Raw genomic sequence first — 19,842 nt, forward strand, 5'->3', positions numbered from 1 at the left:
GACGCTGTGCTCCTCAGCTGTCGGGCGTGCTGCTTCCAGCGTCCGACCGCGGGGCGTTTCCCGCGAGGTGCCGGCGGTCCCGTCCCGGAGGCCGGTCGGCCCCGGTGACCGCGGCGAGGGTGCCGGAGCCGCCGTGAGCGCCGCCCCAGGGGTAAGCGCGCGGGGCCCGAAGGTCCCGGGACGCGAGGCCGGACGGACCGCCCCGGTGCCCTGTCCGGCACTGCTCACCGGCGCCCCGCACGACGAACATCGACAGGGAGAAGGCCGTGCGACGAGAGGACCCGTGATGACCGCGACGGTGACAGCCGGACCCCGGACCACCGACGCCTGGCGGCGGTTCGCCGGGACCGGGTGGCGTGAGGGCGTCGACGTGCGCGACTTCATCCAGGCCAATTACACGCCGTACGAGGGCGACGCGTCCTTCCTGGCCGGCCCCACGGACCGTACGCGCGCCGTCTGGGAGAAGGTAAGCGCCCTCTTCCCCGAGGAGCGGCGCAGGGGCGTCCTCGACGTGGACACCGCCACCCCGTCCACGATCACCTCGCACGCCCCCGGCTACATCGACCGCGACCGCGAGCTGATCGTCGGCCTGCAGACCGACGCCCCGCTGAAGCGGGCGATCATGCCCAACGGCGGACTGCGCATGGTGGAGAACGGGCTGAGGGCGTACGGCTACGAGGCCGACCCGTTCGTGTCGAAGGTGTTCGGCACCTACCGCAAGACCCACAACGACGGTGTCTTCGACGCCTACACGCCCGCGATGCGCACCGCCCGCAGGGTCGGCATCATCACCGGGCTGCCCGACGCCTACGGACGCGGCCGGATCATCGGCGACTACCGGCGCGTCGCCCTCTACGGCACCGACCGGCTGATCGAGGCCAAGCGTGCCGAGCGCACCCTGCTGGACGCCCGGCCGTCCACCGAGCACGTCATCCGCGACCGTGAGGAACTGGCGGAGCAGATACGGGCGTTGGGCGAGCTGACCCGGATGGCGGCGACCTACGGCTGCGACGTCTCCCGGCCCGCGGCGACCGCGCACGAGGCCGTCCAGTGGCTTTACCTCGGCTACCTGGCCGCCGTGAAGGAGCAGAACGGCGCCGCGATGTCGCTGGGCCGCACCTCCACCTTCCTGGACGTCTACCTCCAGCGGGACCTGGACGAGGGCACGCTCGACGAGACCCGCGCCCAGGAACTCGTCGACGACTTCGTGATCAAGCTGCGGATCGTGCGGTTCCTGCGCACCCCCGAGTACGACGCCCTGTTCTCCGGCGACCCCACGTGGGTGACGGAGTCCATCGGCGGCATCGGCGCGGACGGCCGCCCGCTGGTCACCCGCACCTCCTTCCGCTTCCTGCGTACGCTCTACAACCTCGGCCCGGCACCCGAGCCGAACCTCACGGTGCTGTGGTCGCCGCGACTCCCGCCCGCCTTCAAGGAGTTCTGCGCCCAGGTGTCCATCGACACCAGCGCCGTGCAGTACGAGTCCGACGAACTGCTGCGCCCGCGCACCGGCGACGACACCGCGATCGCCTGCTGCGTCTCGGCGATGGCGGTGGGCAGGCAGATGCAGTTCTTCGGGGCCCGAGTCAACCTCGCCAAGGCGCTCCTGTACGCGATCAACGGAGGCCGGGACGAGATGACCGGCGAGCAGGTCACCCCGGAGATGCCGGCGCTGACCGGCGAGTACCTCGACTACGAGGAACTGTCGGCCGCGTACGACCGCGTCCTCGACTGGCTGGCACGGACCTACGTGGACGCGCTCGACGTCATCCACTACATGCACGACAAGTACGCCTACGAGCGCGTCGAGATGGCCCTGCACGACCACCCGGTCCACCGCTTCATGGCCTGCGGCATCGCCGGGCTCTCCGTCGCCGCCGACAGCCTGTCCGCCGTGAAGCATGCCCGGGTCAGGGTGATCCGGGACGCCACGGGACTGGCCGTCGACTTCACGACCGAGGGCGAGTTCCCCGCGTACGGCAACAACGACGACCGCGCCGACGCCCTCGCCGTCGGCCTGGTGGAGTCCTTCATGGCGAAGGTGCGCGAGCACCCCACGTACCGGGACGCCGAGCACACCCAGTCGGTGCTGACCATCACCTCCAACGTGGTGTACGGCAAGCACACCGGCAACACACCGGACGGACGGCGGGCCGGCATGCCCTTCGCGCCCGGGGCCAACCCGATGAACGGCCGCGACCGGCACGGGGTGGCCGCCTCGGCGCTGTCGGTGGCGAAACTGCCGTACGAGCAGGCCCGGGACGGCATCTCGCTGACCACCACGATCACTCCGGAGGGGCTGGGGCACGTCCCGGAGGAGCGCGCCGGCCACCTCGCCGGCATCCTCGACGCCTACACGGCGTCCGGCGGCTTCCACATGAACGTGAACGTGCTGGACCGAACCGTCCTCGAGGACGCCATGGAACACCCCGACAAATACCCGGAGTTGACCATCCGGGTCTCGGGCTACGCCGTCAACTTCGTCCGGCTGACCCGCGAACAGCAGCTCGACGTCATCAGCCGCACCTTCCACGGATCGCTGTGAACGCCATGACCGCGGGACCGGCCACCGGCCGGATCCACTCCTGGGACCTGTCCACCGGCGTGGACGGTCCCGGGACCCGGTTCGTCCTCTTCGTCAGCGGCTGCCCGCTGCGCTGCCTGTACTGCGCCAACCCGGACACCTGGCACATGCGCGACGGACGGGAGGCCACCGTCGACGAGGTGATGGCCGAGATCGAGAAGTACCGGGCGTTCATCACCACGGCGGGCGGCGGGGTCACCGTCACCGGCGGGGAGCCCCTGCTCCAGCCCGCCCTGACGGGTGCCGTCCTCCGCCGCTGCAAGGAGGCCGGACTGCACACCGCGCTCGACACCTCCGGTTTCCTCGGCGCCCGCGCCGGAGACCGGCTCCTCGCCGACACCGATCTGGTGCTGCTGGATATCAAGTCCTTCGACGTCACGACGTACCGCAAGCTGACGGGCGGCGAACTCGCGCCCACCCTGAACTTCGCCACGCGGCTGGACCGGCTCGGCAAGCGCGTGTGGATCAGGTACGTCCTGGTGCCCGGCTGGACGGACGATCCGGAGGCCGTCGAGGGACTCGCCGGTTTCCTCGCGGGCCTCACGAGCGTCGAGCGGGTCGACATCCTCCCCTTCCACAAGCTCGGCGCCGCCAAGTACGACGCCCTCGGTCTCCCGTTCCCGCTGCGGGAGACGCCCGTCCCGGACGCGGAGCTGGTGGACCGGGTCCGTGGTGTGTTCCGCGCCCACGGACTCGCCGCCCACTGAGCGGGCCGCCTCCAGGACCTCAGGGGGCCCGGCGGCGTCATCGGGCCGCGCGCGGTCGCCCGCGGCGTCCGACAATGAGCACATGCGACACGGAGGCCGGAACCAGGGACCAGTGGCCCTGGCCTTCCGGCCCGCCGACAGGGAAGGATCGGCCTGGAGACAGCACAGGGCATCACGAGGAGTGACTGATGGTGGACAGCGAGCGGGCCGGCACCGGGGACCCCATCCGGGTCTTCCTCCTGGACGACCACGAGGTCGTCCGGCGGGGCGTGCACGATCTGCTGGACGACGAGCCGGACATCACGGTGGTCGGCGAGGCGGCCACGGTCGAGCAGGCCCTGGTGCGGGTCCCCGCGCTGCGCCCGGACGTCGCCGTCCTCGATGTGCGCCTGCCCGACGGGGACGGCGTGACCGTGTGCCGTGAGCTGCGCTCGACCATGCCCGACCTGGCGTGCCTGATGCTGACCTCGTTCGACGACGAGGAGGCACTGCTGGACTCGATCATGGCCGGTGCCTCCGGGTACGTCCTGAAGCAGATCCAGGGCTCGGACCTGGTCTCCGCGGTACGGACCGTGGCCCGTGGCCAGTCGCTGCTCGACCCGAGCGCCACCGCCCGGCTCATGGCCAGGCTGCGGGGAGGCGAGCAGCAGGAGAAGGAGCCGGACGCCCTTCCGGGGCTGACCGACCGGGAGCGGGAAATCCTGGCCCTGATCGGAGAGGGCCTGACCAACCGCCAGATCGGCCAGCGGCTGTACCTCGCCGAGAAGACGGTGAAGAACCACATCTCCCGGCTGCTGGCGAAGCTGGGTGTGGAGCGCCGCATCCAGGCGGCGGTCATCGCCACCCAGGCCCAGGACCGGTTGCGCCACCAGGGACGCTGAGGCCGTCCGGCGAGGCGCGGAGGGGCCCACCGGCCTCTCCCGCCCCGGCCCCGAAGGTCCGAACGATCGGCTGCCGGTTCCCTCTGGACCCGAGCCGCGTCCCCGTACCGGCGGAAGCCCCGTTTCCGGTGGTCGCGGCGGCTGTCCGCGTCCCACGGGACGCCCGGACGCAGTCCGATCCCGTGCGCCACGACATCATGGGCCCAGGGTCCTCCGAAGGCGCCCGACGGCGACCGGCTGACCGACCCGCTCCGCGGAACAGCCGTACCCGTGCCCGGTATTCGATCCGAACCGGTGCCGCACGGGACCGCTTCCGCGGCGTGCGGGCATGGACGCGCAGGTCGAACGCGGCCGCCCGGACGCGGCGGCCGTTCCGGATCTTACGCATGGCGCCGCCTCACCAACACCCCACCTCCTGTGGTGAGTTCGCTTTTCGGTCAGTCCGCCGGGCGCTCCGGTCGGGGTGCGGTGACCGTCTGGATCTCCTTCGTCACAGGTCAGGAGGTGTTTGTGCCGGCGAGGCCTTCGCGGGCGGTGGCCGATTCGTGGAAACGGCTTCAAATGTTGCGTACAAATTGCGCACATCCCTCTCCGCACGCGGGTTCTGATGGTCTAGATTGACCGTGCTTCGCATGCTGGGACACGACGCGACAAATAATGATCTATGGGTCGGCGCCATGAAAACGGCGGCCGGTCGTGTAGCCGGCGCTGGATGTGTGGGTGAAGATTCTCGGCCCCCGGAAGGGGCCGGCGGGTGAGGGGGACACCCGTGTGGTCTGCGAATTCTCAAGGCACCTCGGCTGTCCGCAACGCCTTCAAGTCCGTTGCCCACTACGGGGATCGCTCATGCAGCACTGACGTAACCGGGATGTGAAGCGCGGGAGGCGGGGGCCTCCCGAGGTGGGAACTGTGCGGGAGGCGGGGGCCTCCCGGGGGAGGAACAGTTCGGGAGGCGGGGGCCTCCCGGGGGGAGGTAACAGTGTTGGGCGAGCACGTCGAACAACTGGGAACCGGGGGGTTTCTGTGCCGCAGGGGGGACTAGTCGGCCCATTTCCGACGACGCACGGGCGTCTGACGAACGGGGCAATCACCCAGCCCGCGAACGACTGGGAGCAGCGCTACCGCCGTACCGTCATCACCAGCGACACCGTGGCCACCGCTCTGGTGGTGGCGGCGATCGGCAACTTCTTCGGTGCCCGCGACGCGGCCAACTGGCATGAGAAATGGGGCATCCTCGCCTTCGGCACCGAACTGCTGGTGCTGGGAGCGCTCGCGGTGAGCCGGGCGTGGGCCCCGGTCGTCCTCGGTCAGGGCGCCGAGGAGTTCCGCCGCCTCGGACGTTCACTGTTCGCGGCCACCGTCGTCCTCGCGCTCGGCGGGATAGCCCTCACCTCACGCAACATCAAGCTCTGGATCTTCGTCGCGATCCCCGCGATCGCCCTCGTCACCATGACCGCGCGGTACGTGCTCCGCCTGCGACTGCACAAGCAGCGCAACGAGGGGCGCTGCCTGCGACCGGTGCTCGCCGCCGGAAGCCCCGCCACCGTGCGCGACCTGATCGACCGCACCCGCAGATTCCCGCACCTGGGCTGGCGCGTGGACGCGGTGTGCACGACGGACGGCCTCGAGGTCGACGGCGACCATCTGGACGGAGTGCCGATCGTCGGCCGGCTGGCCGAAGTCGCCGGCCACGTCCGGCGGGACGGGTACCGCGTCGTCGCGGTCACACCGGACCCGCACTGGTCACCGGACCGGCTGCAGCGGCTGGCCTGGAACCTGGAGGGCAGCGACGCCGACATGGTCGTCGCCCCGGTGCTGATGGAGGTGGCCGGACCGCGGCTGCACGTCGACGCGGTGCTCGGGATCCCGCTGCTGCGGGTCAGCATGCCGACCTTCACCGGCGGACGAAGGGCGGTCAAGGAGGTCGTCGACCGGCTGGGCGCGGCGTTCCTGATCGTGCTGTTCGCGCCGCTGATGGTCCTCGTCGGACTGCTCGTCCTGCTGGACAGCCGAGGCGGGGCGTTCTACCGGCAGCGCCGGGTCGGCAAGGACGGCCGCGAGTTCACCATCCTCAAGTTCCGCACCATGGTCACCGGCGCCCACGGGGCACGCGGAGAGCTGGCCGACCTCAACGAGGGCGCCGGCCTGCTGTTCAAGCTCCGCCGGGACCCGCGGGTGACCCGGGTGGGAGCGGTGCTGCGCCGGTACTCGCTCGACGAACTCCCGCAGCTGTTCAACGTACTCACCGGATCGATGTCGCTCGTCGGTCCCCGGCCTCCGCTGCCGGAGGAGTCCGCCGCCTACGGCCCGGACATCCGGCGGCGGCTGCTGGTCAAGCCCGGGCTCACCGGCCTGTGGCAGATCAGCGGACGCAGTGACCTGCCGTGGGAGGAGGCGGTGCGCCTCGACCTGCGGTACGTGGAGGACTGGTCGCTCGCCCTCGACACGGTGATCTTGTGGAAGACGCTGCGTGCGGTGCTCCACGGACAGGGGGCGTACTGATGCGCGGGAGCCGTCGTTCGGCAGGCGCGCGGACCGCAGGCCACAAGGGCCTGCCCAGGGGGAGGGACGCGTCATGAAAGTCAGCGTTTTCGGGCTCGGTTACGTGGGCTGCGTGTCGGCCGCGTGCCTGGCCAGCATGGGACACCAGGTCATCGGGGTGGACGTCAACCAGGCCAAGGTCGACATGGTCAACGACGGCAAGGCCCCGGTGGTCGAGGAGCGGATCGGTGAGCTCACCGCCGAGGTCGTGGGCAGCGGAGCGCTGCGCGCCACCCGCGACGTCCGCGAGGCGATCGAGGGCAGCGAGGTGTCGCTCGTCTGCGTGGGCACACCCTCGGAGCCCAACGGCAGCCTGTGCACCACCTATCTGGAGCGGGTCACCGAGGAGATCGGCGCCGCGCTGGCCGAGCGGGGCGGACGCCACACCGTGGTGTTCCGCAGCACCATGCTCCCCGGCACCTGCCTGAACCTGCTGGTGCCGATCCTGGAGAAGTACGTGGGCGGCACCGCCGGCGTGGACCTCGGGGTCGCGGTCAACCCGGAGTTCCTCCGCGAGGGCAGCAGCGTGCGGGACTTCTTCGACCCGCCCAAGACCGTCATCGGCCAACTCGACGCGGCCGGCGGCGACATGGTCGCGGCACTGTACGAGGGCCTGCCCGGCGAGGTGTTCCGGGTACCGGTGCCCACCGCCGAGGCGATCAAGTACGCGGACAACGCGTTCCACGGACTCAAGATCGGCTTCGCGAACGAACTGGGCGCGATATGCAGGGCACTCGGGGTGGACTCGCACCAGGTCATGGACGTGTTCCTGGCCGACCGCAAACTGAACGTCAGCCCCGCCTACCTGCGGCCCGGCTTCGCCTTCGGCGGCTCCTGCCTGCCCAAGGACCTGCGCAGCCTGGTCCACGCGGCGCGGCGGGCCGACGTCTCGGTACCGATCCTCTCCCACGTGCTGCCCTCCAACGCCGACCATCTCCAGCGGGCGGTGGAGCTGGTCGAGCGCACCGGGAAACGGCGGGTGGGCCTGTTCGGGCTGTCCTTCAAACCCGGCACCGACGACCTGCGCGAGAGCCCGCTCGTCGAGCTGGCGGAGCGGCTCTTCGGCAAGGGCTACGACCTGCGCATCCACGACGCCAACGTGAGCCTGTCCCGGCTGATGGGCGCCAACCGCGAGTACATCGAGACCCGGCTGCCGCACCTCGCGCAGCTGCTCGCCGACTCGGTCGACGAGGTGCTCGAACACGCCGAGGTGTGCCTGGTGGGGACCAGCGACCCGGCCGTGCTGTCCGCGCTGCCCCACGGGGACGGCCCGGCGATCATCGACCTCATCCGCCTTCCCGACGCCGAAGCGCGCCGGACCGAACCGGGGTACATGGGCCTTGCCTGGTGAAGCAGTCAGCGGCGGACGCAAGCGCGCGCTGATCCTCGTGGAGAACCTCTCGGTGCCGTTCGACCGGCGGGTGTGGCAGGAGTGCACGACGCTGCGCGACGCCGGCTGGGAGGTGCACGTCATCTGTCCCCGGGGCAGCAAGCGTGACACCGAGCCCGAGGCCGTCATCGACGGCGTGCGCATCCACCGCTACCCGCTGCGGGCGGCCACCGGAGGACCGGCCGGCTACCTGCGGGAGTACGGAACGGCGCTGTGGCACACGGCCCGGCTGGCCCGCAAGGTCGGCCCGGTCGACGTCGTCCACGCCTGCAACCCGCCCGACCTGCTGTTCCTGCCCGCGCTGTGGCTGAAGCGGCGCGGCGCGCGGTTCGTCTTCGACCAGCACGACCTGGTGCCGGAGCTGTACCTCTCCCGCTTCGACCGCGGCGAGGACCTGCTCTACCGCGGGGTGTGCGCGCTGGAACGGATGACCTACCGGGCCGCGGACGTGGTGCTCGCCACCAACGAGAGCTACCGCGACGTCGCGGTGCGCCGTGGTGGCAAGCGCCCCGAGGACGTCTTCGTGGTGCGCAGCGCGCCGCAGACCGACCGCTTCCGACCGGTGCCCGCCGAACCGGAGTTGAAGCGCGGGAAGCCCCATCTGCTGTGCTACCTCGGTGTCATGGGTCCCCAGGACGGTGTCGACTACGCCCTGCGAGCCCTCGCCAAGCTGCGCGACGAACTCGGACGGACCGACTGGCACGCGGTGTTCGTCGGATCGGGCGACGCCTTCGACGCGATGGTGGAGCTGTCCCGCGAGCTCGGGCTGTCCGACCAGGTGCAGTTCACCGGGCGGATACCGGACGCCGACCTGGTGCGCTACCTGTCCACCGCGGACGTGTGCCTTTCCCCCGACCCGTGCAACCCGCTCAACGACGTGTCGACCATGAACAAGGTCCTGGAGTACATGGCGATGGGCCGGCCCATCGTCTCCTTCGACCTCCGGGAGGCGCGGGTCTCCGCCGGTGACGCCGCCCTCTACGCCTCCGCCGACGACGAGGCCGAATTCGCCAAGCTCATCACGCTGCTGCTGGACGACCCGGAGAAGCGGGCCCGGATGGGCGAGATCGGCAAGGAGCGGATCGACGGCCGGCTCTCCTGGCGGAACTCGCAGGCGTCGCTGCTCGCCGCCTACACCGCCGCCTGCCGTGACCGCGCCCCGGCGCGGGCGGGCGGCACGCTCCGGACAGGGAAGAGGCCGCGCCGTTGAGTGATGACACGATCCGCCTGGTCACCATCGGGCGGATACTCCGTCGGCGTCGGCGGCTCCTCGCCGTCCTCGCCGTCGTGGGTGCGCTCGTCGGCTACGGCACCTCACTGGTGTTCCCGCCGCGCTACACCGCCTCCGCGTCGGTCCTGCTGCCGGGCCAGTGGGAGGAACGCGAACTGCTGACCCAGGTCGACGTCGCGACCAGTTCCACGGTGGTCGACCGCGCGGCCGCCACTCTCGGCTGGACCGGCCTCAAGGGCGACGAGCTGCGGGACCGGGTGAGCGCCAAGGCCGCCGACGGGAACATCATCACGATCTCGGGCACCGCGGACACCCCGAAGCACGCACAGCGGCTCTCCGACGAGGTGGCCCGGCAGTTCGTCGGATTCGCCACCCGGATCGCCGGCGGCGGCAACGACCAGGCGGCCACGGAGGCCGAGGCGCTGCGGCAGCAGGTCGAGGAGACCAACCGCCGCATCACCGACCTGGCCAAGGCGGCCGACCCGGGCCAGAACGTGGAGAGCGTGCAGGCCCGCACCACCCTCGAGAAACTGCGCACCTCGCTGGAAGAGGCCATGACGAAGCTGGACCAGGCCGACCCGGCGTCCAACAAGGCCGGCATGGTCGTCATGGGCCCGGCGGCCCGGCCGACCGGCGAGACACCACCGACGCGGACGCAGCTCGTCGTCGGGGGAGCGGTGCTGTTCTTCCTGCTCTCGGTCGTCGGGCATCTCGCCGCCGCCCGGGTGAACCGGCGGCTGCGCTCCGAGGCGGAGATCTCCGCGGCGCTGGGCTCGGCGCTGCTGGGCACCGTCGACGTACCGGACGAAGGAAGCACGCGCGGGCCGGACGACCACGGCGCCCGGGCCCGTATCCGCCGGCTCCTCGGCCTGGACACCCGGTGGGACGCGCCGACGCCGCTCAGGTCGGGCGACGAGGCAGGCCGCCTGATCCGCTACCGGCGGGTGTGCGCCCGCCTGCGGAGCCAGGTGCCCACCCCCCGGCGGCTGCTGGCCGTCGTACCGGAAGGCGACGAGATCGCCCGCCGGGCGGCGGGACAGCTCGCCGCCGAGGCCGGCGGCGATCCGCTGCTGCGCGTGGTGGAGGTCTCCGTGGACCGGCCGATGGTCCCGGACCGTGACACCGAGTCCGGAGCCCTGGTCGTCCTCGGCGCCGGCAACTGGACCGCGGACGAGCTCGCCGGCATCGCCGGGGCGTGCGCGGACGGCGGGCACGAACTCGTCGGCGCCGTCGTCGCCGACACGGTCCTGGCCCCCGTGGCACGGCCCGCCGACCCGTCACCGGACCACCCCACGCGCAATTTCGCGGTGCGGGGCAACGCGACGGGAGGCTCGTTGTGACGACACGCAACGCCGCTGACCCGCCGGCCTCCGCCCCGCTCCTGGACCTCCAGGCGCTGGTGGTGGCGGTACGCAGACGCCGCCGCCTGTGGTCCTCCCTGGCCCTGCTCGGGCTGCTCGTCGGCGCCGCGGTCGCGATCCTGCTGCCGCCGCCCCCGACCGCGGTGACCAAGGTGCTCGTCGCGCACCAGCAGGACCAGCCGAACGACACCGGAACGCTGATCCGCACCGACGTCGAGGTGCTCGGGACCACCCGCATCGCGGGCAAGGCCCTGGACACCCTCGGCTCCCGGGAGGACCCCGCGGACTTCATGCGGGACTACCGGGCTACCGGCCTGACCAACAACCTGCTGCAGATCGAGGTGACGGGCGACAGTGACGCGGAGGCCGTGGCCCGTGCCAAGGCACTGGCCGACGCGTTCGTCGCGGACCACGTGCGGCGGATGCGGGAGTCCGCGAAGGCCGAGGCCGCGGCCCTGCTCGAACAGAGCGACCGCATGCGGGACGAACTCGCCCAGGTGAACAAGGCGATCGGCGACCAGTCGCCGGAGAGCGACCCGAAGGCGTCGGCGAGCATCGAGTCGCTCTTCGCCCGCCGGGCCGAACTGAACTCCCGGATCGCCGACTTCGACCAGCGCTCCGCGGAGGCCCGCACCGGCACACCCAAGATCATCGCCGGTACGCAGATCGTGGACGCCCCGCGCGCACTGCGGCACTCCCTGCCCAAGGCCGTGGTCACCGACGCCGTGATCGGCCTGGTCCTCGGGCTGGTCATCGGGCTCGTGCTCGCCGCCGTCGGCGCGGTGGTGGCGGACCGCCCCGTACTGCGCCGGGACGTCGCGGCGAACCTCGGCGCCTCGGTCATCGCGGAGCTGCCCCGCCGCCAGAGCCCGCTGTGGCGGCGCCGGCGGACCCGGACGGCCCGCGAACGGCTCACCGCGACCCTCGCCCGGGCCGTGCGCGGCTCGACGGAACCGGTCTCCCTGCTCGAACTGGGCGCCGCACGCCCGACGAGCACCCTCGCCCTGGACCTCGCAGCCGCCCTGGCGCCCGAGGGACCGGTGGTCGTCGTCGACGCCCTGCCGGGCCGGCAGCTGGCGGGCCGCCGCCCGAAACCGGGCGACCCCACCGTGGTCGGCGCCGAGCGCGCCGAGACCGTGCCGCCCCAGGAACGCCTGCTCGGCGTCGGCTCCGTGGCGCCCGGCACGGCGTGGACCGACCTGCGCCACCTCGGCACCCAGACCGTGCTCGTCGTACGCGCCGGGCACGGCAGCGCCGCATGGCTGCACACCGTGGCACGGCAGCTCGCGGACCAGCGCATCCCGGTGATCGGGGTGGTGCTGATCGACCCCGATCCGCGTGACCGCACCGACGGCACGCTCTGGGACGGCCTGCACACCGCGCTGCGCGGCCGCGGCGAGCGGCCGGACCGGCCGAACGGGGAGGGGCGGCGGCGGACGGAGCGGCTGCCGCTGTGGGCCGCACGGGTCCCGGAAAACGACCAGGAGGCGCGGTAGCACATGTGTGGCATCGCAGGCACCTACCGGTGGCCGGAGGGCAAGGTCGTCACCGACCGGCTCACCGACACCCTCGCCCACCGCGGCCCGGACGGCGCGGGCCGGTACGGCCACCCCGTCGGCGACGGCGAAGTGCACCTCGGGCACCGCCGGCTGGCCATCATCGACCTGTCCGAGACCGGCGCCCAGCCGATGGTCTCCGACGGCCTCGCCCTCACCTACAACGGCGAGCTGTACAACGCGCCCGAGCTGCGGGCCGAGCTGACCGCCGCCGGGGTGCGCTTCCGCGGCACCTCCGACACCGAGGTGCTGCTGGAGGCCTGGCGGCGCTGGGGCACGGACTGCCTGCCCCGGCTGCGCGGCATGTTCGCCTTCGGGATCTTCGACGAGCGGACCGGAGAACTGGTCCTCGCCCGCGACCAGCTCGGCATCAAGCCCCTGTTCCTGCTCCGGCGCGGTACGGGCCTGGTCTTCGCCTCCGAGCTCAAGGCGCTGGCCGCCGCGACCGGCGGAAACCTGGAGGTGGACCACGCGGCCCTGGTGGCCTCGCTGCTGTACTACTGGGTGCCGGACTCCCGGTGCGCGTTCCGCGAGGCGGAGAAGCTGCCGCCGGGAAGCTGGCTGAGGTGCCGCCCCGACGGCCGGGTGGAGCGCGGCCGTTACTGGCACCTGAAGGACGTCGCCGCCGAGGGGCGGGAGCGGGCCCGCAGCGGCGAGCTGCCGGACCTGGCCGCCGTCATCGAGGACTCGACCCGGCGGCACATGCTCTCCGACGTACCCGTCGCGACCTTCCTCTCCGGCGGCCTCGACTCCAGCTACCTCACCGCGCTGGCGGCCCGGCAGCAGCCCGGGATCTCGGCCTACACCATCGGATTCCGCGCCGAGGACCAGAAGTTCGAGGCGATGCCCGACGACCTGCGCTACGCCCGGCAGGTGGCCGAGCGGTTCGGCGTCGACCTGCACGAGATCGAGATCGCCCCGAACGTCCTCGACCTGCTGCCGGAGATGACGTACCACCTGGACGAGCCGATCGGCGACCCGGCGGCGATCAACACGTTCCTGATCTGCTCCGCGGCCCGGGACGCCGGGGTGAAGGTGATGCTCTCCGGGATGGGCGCCGACGAGCTGTTCGCCGGGTACCGCAAGCACCTCGCCAACCTGCTCGCGCTGCGCTACCAGCGCGTCCCGCGGCCCCTGCGCCGCGGACTGTCCGGCGTGGTGGACCGGCTGCCGGTGGCCACGGCCCGCCGGGGCTACCGCTCGGTGCGGTTCGCGAAGCGCTTCCTCTCCTTCGCCGACCTGCCGGAGGAGACCGCGTTCCGACGCAGCTACACCATGTACGACCAGGACGAGCTGCTCGCCCTCGTCGATCCCGACCTGGCCGGGACGGTCGACGACGTGCTGACCGAGCACGCGGACGTCTACCGGGACAACGAGCTGGACGACTTCGTCAACCGCATGTGCCTGGCCGACGCCCGGATGTTCCTGCCGGGCCTGAACCTCGCGTACACGGACCGGTCGAGCATGGCCGCGTCGACCGAGGTACGGGTGCCGTACGTGGACGTCGAAGTGGTCGAGGCGGCGTTCGCGGTGCCCGGCGACCGCAAGATCGTCGGACGCCAGGGCAAGGCCGTCCTCAAGGAGGCGGCCACCTCGGTCCTGCCACGGGAGATCGTGTACCGGCCCAAGGGCCTGTTCAGCGCACCGCTGCGGGCCTGGATGAGCCGGGACCTGGCACCGCTGGTGCGCGAGGTGGTGCACGACGGGGTGCTGGTCAACTCGGGGATCCTGCGCCGCGACGCGCTGGCGCGGATGGTCGCCGAGGACGCCGCCGGGCAGCGGGACTTCTCCAAGCACCTGTGGCACGTGCTGACCCTGGAGCACTGGTACCGCGGCGCGACCTCCGGGTCCGGCCGGAGCACGCAGCACACGGCTTAGAAGACGGCTCAGAAACAAGGGGACTTCGCGTGAAACAGGTAGTGCAGAACTACAAGAGCGGCGAGCTGGCCGTGCTCGACGTGCCGGTGCCTGGGTGCAAGCCGGGCGGGGTGCTGGTGCGCACCGCCTACTCGCTGATATCCACCGGGACCGAACTCATGAAGGTCTCCGAGGCGGGCATGTCGATGCTGGGCAAGGCCCGCTCCCGGCCGGACCAGGTGGCCAAGGTCATGCAGAGCGTGGCCACCAACGGAGTACCCGCCACGTACCGCAAGGTGATGGGCAAGCTGGACTCCTACACGCCGCTGGGCTACTCGCTGTGCGGGGTGGTCGAGCAGGTCGGCGACGGGACCGACGACGTGAAGGTCGGCGACCTGGTGGCCTGCGCCGGCAACGAGCACGCCCTGCACGCCGAGTTGAACTGGGTGCCGAAGAACCTCTACACCCCGCTCCCGGACGGTCTCGCCCCGCGGCACGCGGCGTTCGGCACCGTCGGGTCGATCGCGATGCAGGGCGTCCGCCAGGGCGAACCCCAGCTCGGCGAGGTGGCACTGGTCATCGGCCTCGGGCTGATCGGCCAGCTGGTGGTGCAGCTGCTCACCGCCTCGGGCGTCCGCGTCGTGGGCGCCGACCCCGACCCGGCGCGCTGCGAACTCGCCGAGCGCCTGGGCGCCGTGGCCTGCGGCGACCCCGCGTCCGCGGCCGTGGAGTCCGCCGTCGCCGAACTCACCGCGGGACACGGCGTGGACCAGGTGTACCTGGCCGCGGGCGGCGGCAGCAACCAGCCCGTCGAGCTGGCCGCCCGGCTCTGCCGGGACCGCGGCCGGGTCGTCGACATCGGCAAGTGCCGCCTGGACCTGCCGTGGAACGCGTACTACGAGAAAGAGCTCGACGTCCGGTTCTCCCGCAGCTACGGCCCCGGGCGCTACGACCCGGAGTACGAGCTCGACGGGCGGGACTACCCGATCGGCTACGTCCGCTGGACCGAGCGCCGCAACCTGGCGTGCTTCCTCGACCTCCTCGCCCGCGGCAGCGTCGACGTGGAGCCGCTGGTCTCGCACGTCGCCGACTTCGACGACGCGGTGGAGACCTACCAGCGCCTCAAGGACGGCGAGTTGAAGGCCGTGGCCGTGCTGTTCCGGTACCCGGAGCAGGCGGTGGAGGCGGTCGCGCCGGCCGTGGCCGTGCCCGAGGTCAAGAGAGGCGGCGGCACCGCGCGGACCCCCGCCCGGTCCGCCACCGCGCCGGTGCGGCTGGCGTTCGTCGGCGCGGGCAACTACGCCACGTCGATGCTGCTGCCGCACCTGGCACAGCGTGAGGGCGTCACCCTCCAGACGGTCGTCACCACGACGGCGCTGTCCGCGGCCAACGCGCAGCGCAAGTTCGGCTTCGCCGAGGCCACCACCGACCTCGACGCCGTGCTCGGGGACTCCTCCATCGACGCGGTGTTCGTGGTCACCCGGCACAGCTCGCACGCCGAACTGACCCGCAAGGCGCTCCTCGCCGGCAAGACGGTGTTCGTGGAGAAGCCGCTCGCGCTCACCGAGGACGAACTCGCCGGAGTGCTCGCGGCGGTGGAGGAATCCGGCAACGACCGCCTTCAGGTGGGCTTCAACCGCCGGTTCTCGCCGCTGCTGACCGAGGCCAGGAAGCGCTTCGGCGCCCGCACCGGCCCGGCGAGCCTGCGCTACCTGGTCAACGCGGGCCGGCTCCAGCACGGCAGCTGGTACCTCCAACAGGGCACGGAGGGCTCGCGGTTCGCCGGGGAGGGCGGCCACTTCATCGACACGGCGAGCTGGCTGCTCGGAGCCGACCCCGTCTCGGTGTACGCGGTCGCCGCACCCGGCAACGAGGACCTCCAGATCGTCCTCGGCTACCCGGACGGCTCCACCGCCACCCTCAGCTACGTCACCACCGGCGCCCCCGGCTTCCCCAAGGAGACGCTCGACCTCGTCGCCGACGGCAAGGTGCTGCGCCTCGACGACTTCGTCCGCGCCTCGGTCTACGGCCGCAAGCGGTGGGTCAGTTCGCGGCTGCCCAAGGCCCGGGACAAGGGCCAGTCCGCCGAACTGGCCGCGTTCGTCAGGGCCGTGCGGACCGGCGGCCCGATGCCGGTGCCGCTGGAGTCGCTGGTCGCCACCACGGCGGCCACCCTCGCCGTGCAGGCCGGCCTGGCCGGCGGCGCCCCGGTGACGCTGGCGAGAACACGATGACGATGAGCGCGGGCTGGTACCTGCGGCGGCTGTCCCGGATGGGACCGCGGGAGATCGGCGGCCGAGCGGGCGACGCGGTGCGCAGGCGGCGGTGGCGGACGGCGCGGGCCGACTGTCCGACTGTGACCGGCGCCCGGTTCACCGCCGTACTGCCCGCCGGGACGATCGCCGCGATACCCCCGGACGCCGCGAAGCGTCTCGTCGCCGGAGCCGACCGGCTGATGGACGGGCACGCCGAGTACTTCGGCGTGCCACGCGACGACATGACCGACCCGGACTGGTGCTGGGACCCGAAGACCGGGCGCCGGGCCCCCGAGGGCTACGCCTTCGACGTGCCCTACCGCAGCGAGGACGCGGTCGGGGACATCAAGCAGATCTGGGAGCCCTCCCGGCACCAGCACCTCACCGTGCTCGCCGCCGCCTACGCGATCACCGGGGACGAGCGGTACGCCGAGCGCGTGGCCGAGCACCTGCGGTCGTGGTGGGCGGCCAACCCGCCGCTGCGCGGGGTGCACTGGATCAGCGGCATCGAGCTGGGCATCCGGCTGCTGTCCTGGGTGTGGGTCCGCCGGCTGCTCGACGGCTGGCCCGGCGCGCCCGCGCTGTTCGAGGACAACCCGGTGGCCCGCGACCAGATCTGGCACCACCAGCGCTGGCTGGCCGCCTTCCCCAGCCGGGGGTCCTCGGCGAACAACCACGTCGTCGCCGAGGCCGCCGGACAGCTCGCGGGAGCCTGCGCGTTCGCGTGGTTCCCGTCCTCGGCGCGCTGGCGGGCCGGCGCGCTGCGCTCGCTGGAGCGGCACCTGCGCGGCAACACCTTCGGCTCCGGCCTCAACCGCGAACTGGCCACCGAGTACCACGGACTCGTCCTGGAACTGGGCCTCGCCGCCGTGGCCGAGGCGGACGCCGCCGGAGTGCCGGTGCCCGCGACCGTCCGCCTGGTGCTGCTGCGGATGACCGACGCGCTCGCGGCCGTCGTCGACGGCAGACTGCGCCCGCCGCGCCAGGGCGACGCGGACGACGGGCACGGCCTGGTCCTGGACGGCCCGGGCACCGACCGCTGGGCCTCGCTGCTCGCCACCGGGGACGCCGTGTTCGGGCGGCTCGACTGGTGGCCCGAGGTGACCGGTACAGACGTCCGCACCCCGCTGCTGGCCGCGCTCGTCCGTCCGTACGGGAAGAAGGGAACGGCGCCCGCCGTGACCCGCCCGGCGGACCGGCCCGCCCACTTCGCCGACGCCGGCCTGACCGTCCTGCGCGGACCGGACGGGATCTGGTGCCGGTGCGACGGCGGCCCGCACGGCTTCCTGTCCATCGCCGCGCACGCCCACGCGGACGCGCTGTCCGTCGAGGTCCGGCACGACGGGGTCGACGTGCTCGCCGACCCGGGGACGTACTGCTACCACGGGCAGCCCGAGTGGCGGCGGTACTTCCGGTCGACCCTCGGCCACAACACCCTGCGCCTGGACGGCGAGGACCAGTCCGTCTCCGGCGGTCCCTTCCTGTGGACCCGGCACGCCCGAAGCCGCGTCCTGGTCGCGGACACCTCCGACGCGGGCGTGGCCCGCTGGAGCGCCGAGCACGACGGCTACCGGCCCTCCGTGCACCGCCGCCGGGTGGAACTGACGGCCGAGAGCCGGGAGTTGAGCATCGTCGACGAGGTGAGCGGCCCGCGCCGGGCCGTGCAGCTCGCGTTCCACCTCGGTCCGGCCGTCGCCGCCGACCTGGTGGGGAACCGGGCGGCGCTCACCTGGATCCGGGACGGCGAGGGCCGCTCCGCGGTGCTCGACCTGCCCGCACAGCTCGACTGGCGGGCGCACCGCGGCGAGAGCGACCCACCGCTCGGCTGGTACTCCGCGGGCTTCGGCCGCAGGGAACCCGCCACCACACTCATCGGCACCGGCTTCACCGACAGCACGGACGGCTTCACCACCGTGCTCAGGTTCCACGGCTAGGGGGGCGCGTGGACATCAAGAGGCGGCACTGGAAGGCGGCGGTGGCACCGCTGGCCCTGGTCCTGCTGGCGATGACCGGCTGCGAGAGCACGCCGGGCGCCGCGGCCGAACCGCCGAAGGCCGCGCCGTCCACGCCCGCGGCCCGGTCCGTGGCCCGGGTGTGCGCGAAGCCCGCGCCGGGCCCGGACAAGGCACCGGCGGGCGCGGTGACCGTCGACCCGAAGGTGGTCGGCGACCTGGCGGCGAAGACGAAGAGCAGCCCCCCGAACACCACGTTCTGGCTCCGCCCGGGCAGGCACCGGCTCGACCCTGACCGCTTCGCCCAGGTCATTCCCAAGAAGGGCGACCGCTACCTCGGTGCGCCGGGCGCTGTCCTCGACGGGCGGAAGAAGAACCAGTACGCGTTCGGCGGCACCGCCCCCGACGTCACCGTCGGCCACCTGACGGTGCAGCACTTCGTCGCGCCGCGCGACGAGGGCGTGGTCAACCACGACTCGGCGGACGGATGGGTGATCGAGCACGCGACGATCCAGTACAACTCCGGCGCCGGACTGATGGCCGGCGCGCGCCAGCAGGTCCGCGCCAACTGCCTGCGCGAGAACGGCCAGTACGGCATGAACGCGTACAAGTCCGGCGGCCCGCTGCGCGGCCTCGTGGTCGAGGACAACGAGATCGTGGGCAACAACACCGGCGACTGGGAACGGCGGCAGAAGGGCTGCGGCTGCACCGGAGGCGTGAAGTTCTGGGCGGTCGACCGCGCCGACATACGGGGCAACTGGGTGCACGACAACCGCGGTACGGGGTTGTGGGCGGACACCAACAACAACGACTTCCGCATCGAGAACAACGTGTTCGAGGCCAACGACGGTGCCGCGCTGATCTACGAGATCAGCTACAACGCGGTCATCCGCAACAACACGATCCGGCGGAACAACTGGGTCGAGGGCCGCAAGGCCGCCGAACGCGGCGACACCTTCCCGTTCGCGACGGTCTATCTGTCCGAGTCCGGCGGCGAACCGAGGGTCCGCGCCCGCACCGACAGGATCGAGGTCTACCGCAACGTGCTGGAGGACAACTGGTCCGGCATCACCCTGTGGGAGAACGCCGACCGGTTCTGCAACAGCCCGGCCAACACCTCCTCCGGTGACTGCACCCTGCTGGTGAAGGGCACCGACCGGTGCGCTGACCCGGCGATCGCCAAGGCCCCGCTGTACGACGACTGCCGGTGGAAGACCCAGCGGGTCGACATCCACCACAACCGCTTCACGCTCGACAAGTCCGTCGTCAAGTGCACGGCCAAGTGCGGCCTGATGGCGGTGCTGGCCAACTACGGCACCTACCCGGACTGGTCGCCGTACCAGGGCGAGCGGGTCGCCGAGGCGATCACCACCGGCCAGCACAACCGCTGGCACGACAACGTCTACGTCGGACCGTGGAAGTTCGTCGCCCACGACCCGAGCCGGGTCCTCGACTTCGGCCAGTGGCAGGGCACGCCCTACCGGCAGGACAAGGGCAGCACCCTCGATCCGCGGGGCGGTGGCTGAC

12 protein-coding genes are annotated in these 19,842 nt (G+C 72.1%); all 12 read left to right on the plus strand.

The window, feature by feature from the left end; all coding sequences use genetic code 11:
* Positions 1 to 286 precede the first annotated feature (286 nt).
* The 12 genes from pflB to ACZ4VA_RS13400 all read left to right on the plus strand — a co-directional run bounded on the left by pflB (position 287) and on the right by ACZ4VA_RS13400 (position 19,841).
* Positions 287 to 2,545 carry a formate C-acetyltransferase gene (gene pflB / locus ACZ4VA_RS13345; RefSeq protein ID WP_468081259.1) on the plus strand — a complete coding sequence of 753 codons (2,259 nt, stop codon included), beginning with the start codon at positions 287 to 289 and terminating at the stop codon, positions 2,543 to 2,545.
* 5 nt (positions 2,546 to 2,550) lie between these two features.
* Entirely contained in the window at positions 2,551 to 3,291 is a 741-nt protein-coding gene (pflA, locus tag ACZ4VA_RS13350) for a pyruvate formate-lyase-activating protein (RefSeq protein WP_356164659.1), read from the plus strand.
* Positions 3,292 to 3,479: 188 nt separating this feature from the next.
* The gene (locus ACZ4VA_RS13355; protein WP_355786883.1) at positions 3,480 to 4,172 is read left to right on the plus strand and encodes a response regulator transcription factor; all 693 of its coding nucleotides are present in this window, start codon (positions 3,480 to 3,482) and stop codon (positions 4,170 to 4,172) included.
* A 1,023-nt stretch (positions 4,173 to 5,195) separates the two neighbouring features.
* Positions 5,196 to 6,674: a sugar transferase gene (locus ACZ4VA_RS13360; protein WP_355786886.1), complete on the plus strand. Its 1,479-nt coding sequence runs from the start codon at positions 5,196 to 5,198 to the stop codon at positions 6,672 to 6,674.
* A gap of 73 nt (positions 6,675 to 6,747) precedes the next feature.
* Positions 6,748 to 8,064: a nucleotide sugar dehydrogenase gene (locus tag ACZ4VA_RS13365; protein ID WP_355786888.1), complete on the plus strand. Its 1,317-nt coding sequence runs from the start codon at positions 6,748 to 6,750 to the stop codon at positions 8,062 to 8,064.
* Positions 8,054 to 9,313: a glycosyltransferase family 4 protein gene (locus tag ACZ4VA_RS13370; RefSeq protein WP_356164574.1), complete on the plus strand. Its 1,260-nt coding sequence runs from the start codon at positions 8,054 to 8,056 to the stop codon at positions 9,311 to 9,313. The genes ACZ4VA_RS13365 and ACZ4VA_RS13370 overlap by 11 nt, the downstream gene beginning before the upstream one ends.
* Positions 9,310 to 10,674: a Wzz/FepE/Etk N-terminal domain-containing protein gene (locus ACZ4VA_RS13375; RefSeq protein WP_468081263.1), complete on the plus strand. Its 1,365-nt coding sequence runs from the start codon at positions 9,310 to 9,312 to the stop codon at positions 10,672 to 10,674. Before ACZ4VA_RS13370 ends, ACZ4VA_RS13375 begins: the two co-directional genes overlap by 4 nt.
* Entirely contained in the window at positions 10,671 to 12,191 is a 1,521-nt protein-coding gene (locus tag ACZ4VA_RS13380) for a Wzz/FepE/Etk N-terminal domain-containing protein (RefSeq protein WP_356164570.1), read from the plus strand. Before ACZ4VA_RS13375 ends, ACZ4VA_RS13380 begins: the two co-directional genes overlap by 4 nt.
* A 3-nt stretch (positions 12,192 to 12,194) precedes the next feature.
* Complete coding sequence (gene asnB, locus ACZ4VA_RS13385; RefSeq protein WP_388904772.1) at positions 12,195 to 14,129, plus strand: asparagine synthase (glutamine-hydrolyzing); 1,935 nt, start codon at positions 12,195 to 12,197, stop codon at positions 14,127 to 14,129.
* 29 nt (positions 14,130 to 14,158) lie between these two features.
* The gene (locus ACZ4VA_RS13390) at positions 14,159 to 16,342 is read left to right on the plus strand and encodes a bi-domain-containing oxidoreductase (RefSeq protein WP_468081266.1); all 2,184 of its coding nucleotides are present in this window, start codon (positions 14,159 to 14,161) and stop codon (positions 16,340 to 16,342) included.
* Positions 16,339 to 18,297: a heparinase II/III family protein gene (locus ACZ4VA_RS13395; protein ID WP_468081268.1), complete on the plus strand. Its 1,959-nt coding sequence runs from the start codon at positions 16,339 to 16,341 to the stop codon at positions 18,295 to 18,297. The genes ACZ4VA_RS13390 and ACZ4VA_RS13395 overlap by 4 nt, the downstream gene beginning before the upstream one ends.
* Positions 18,298 to 18,305: 8 nt before the next feature.
* Positions 18,306 to 19,841 carry a right-handed parallel beta-helix repeat-containing protein gene (locus ACZ4VA_RS13400; protein WP_468081270.1) on the plus strand — a complete coding sequence of 512 codons (1,536 nt, stop codon included), beginning with the start codon at positions 18,306 to 18,308 and terminating at the stop codon, positions 19,839 to 19,841.
* Position 19,842 lies beyond the last annotated feature (1 nt).

The organism is Streptomyces sp. NPDC028308 (genome assembly GCF_055565855.1).

Excerpts from the sequence above, each read along its gene's own strand:
- ACZ4VA_RS13355 (WP_355786883.1), top strand. The coding sequence starts at position 3,480 with ATGGTGGACAGCGAGCGGGCCGGCACCGGGGACCCCATCCGGGTCTTC.
- pflB (WP_468081259.1), top strand. The coding sequence starts at position 287 with ATGACCGCGACGGTGACAGCCGGACCCCGGACCACCGACGCCTGGCGG.
- pflA (WP_356164659.1), top strand. The coding sequence starts at position 2,551 with ATGACCGCGGGACCGGCCACCGGCCGGATCCACTCCTGGGACCTGTCC.
- ACZ4VA_RS13365 (WP_355786888.1), top strand. The coding sequence starts at position 6,748 with ATGAAAGTCAGCGTTTTCGGGCTCGGTTACGTGGGCTGCGTGTCGGCC.
- ACZ4VA_RS13395 (WP_468081268.1), top strand. The coding sequence starts at position 16,339 with ATGACGATGAGCGCGGGCTGGTACCTGCGGCGGCTGTCCCGGATGGGA.
- asnB (WP_388904772.1), top strand. The coding sequence starts at position 12,195 with ATGTGTGGCATCGCAGGCACCTACCGGTGGCCGGAGGGCAAGGTCGTC.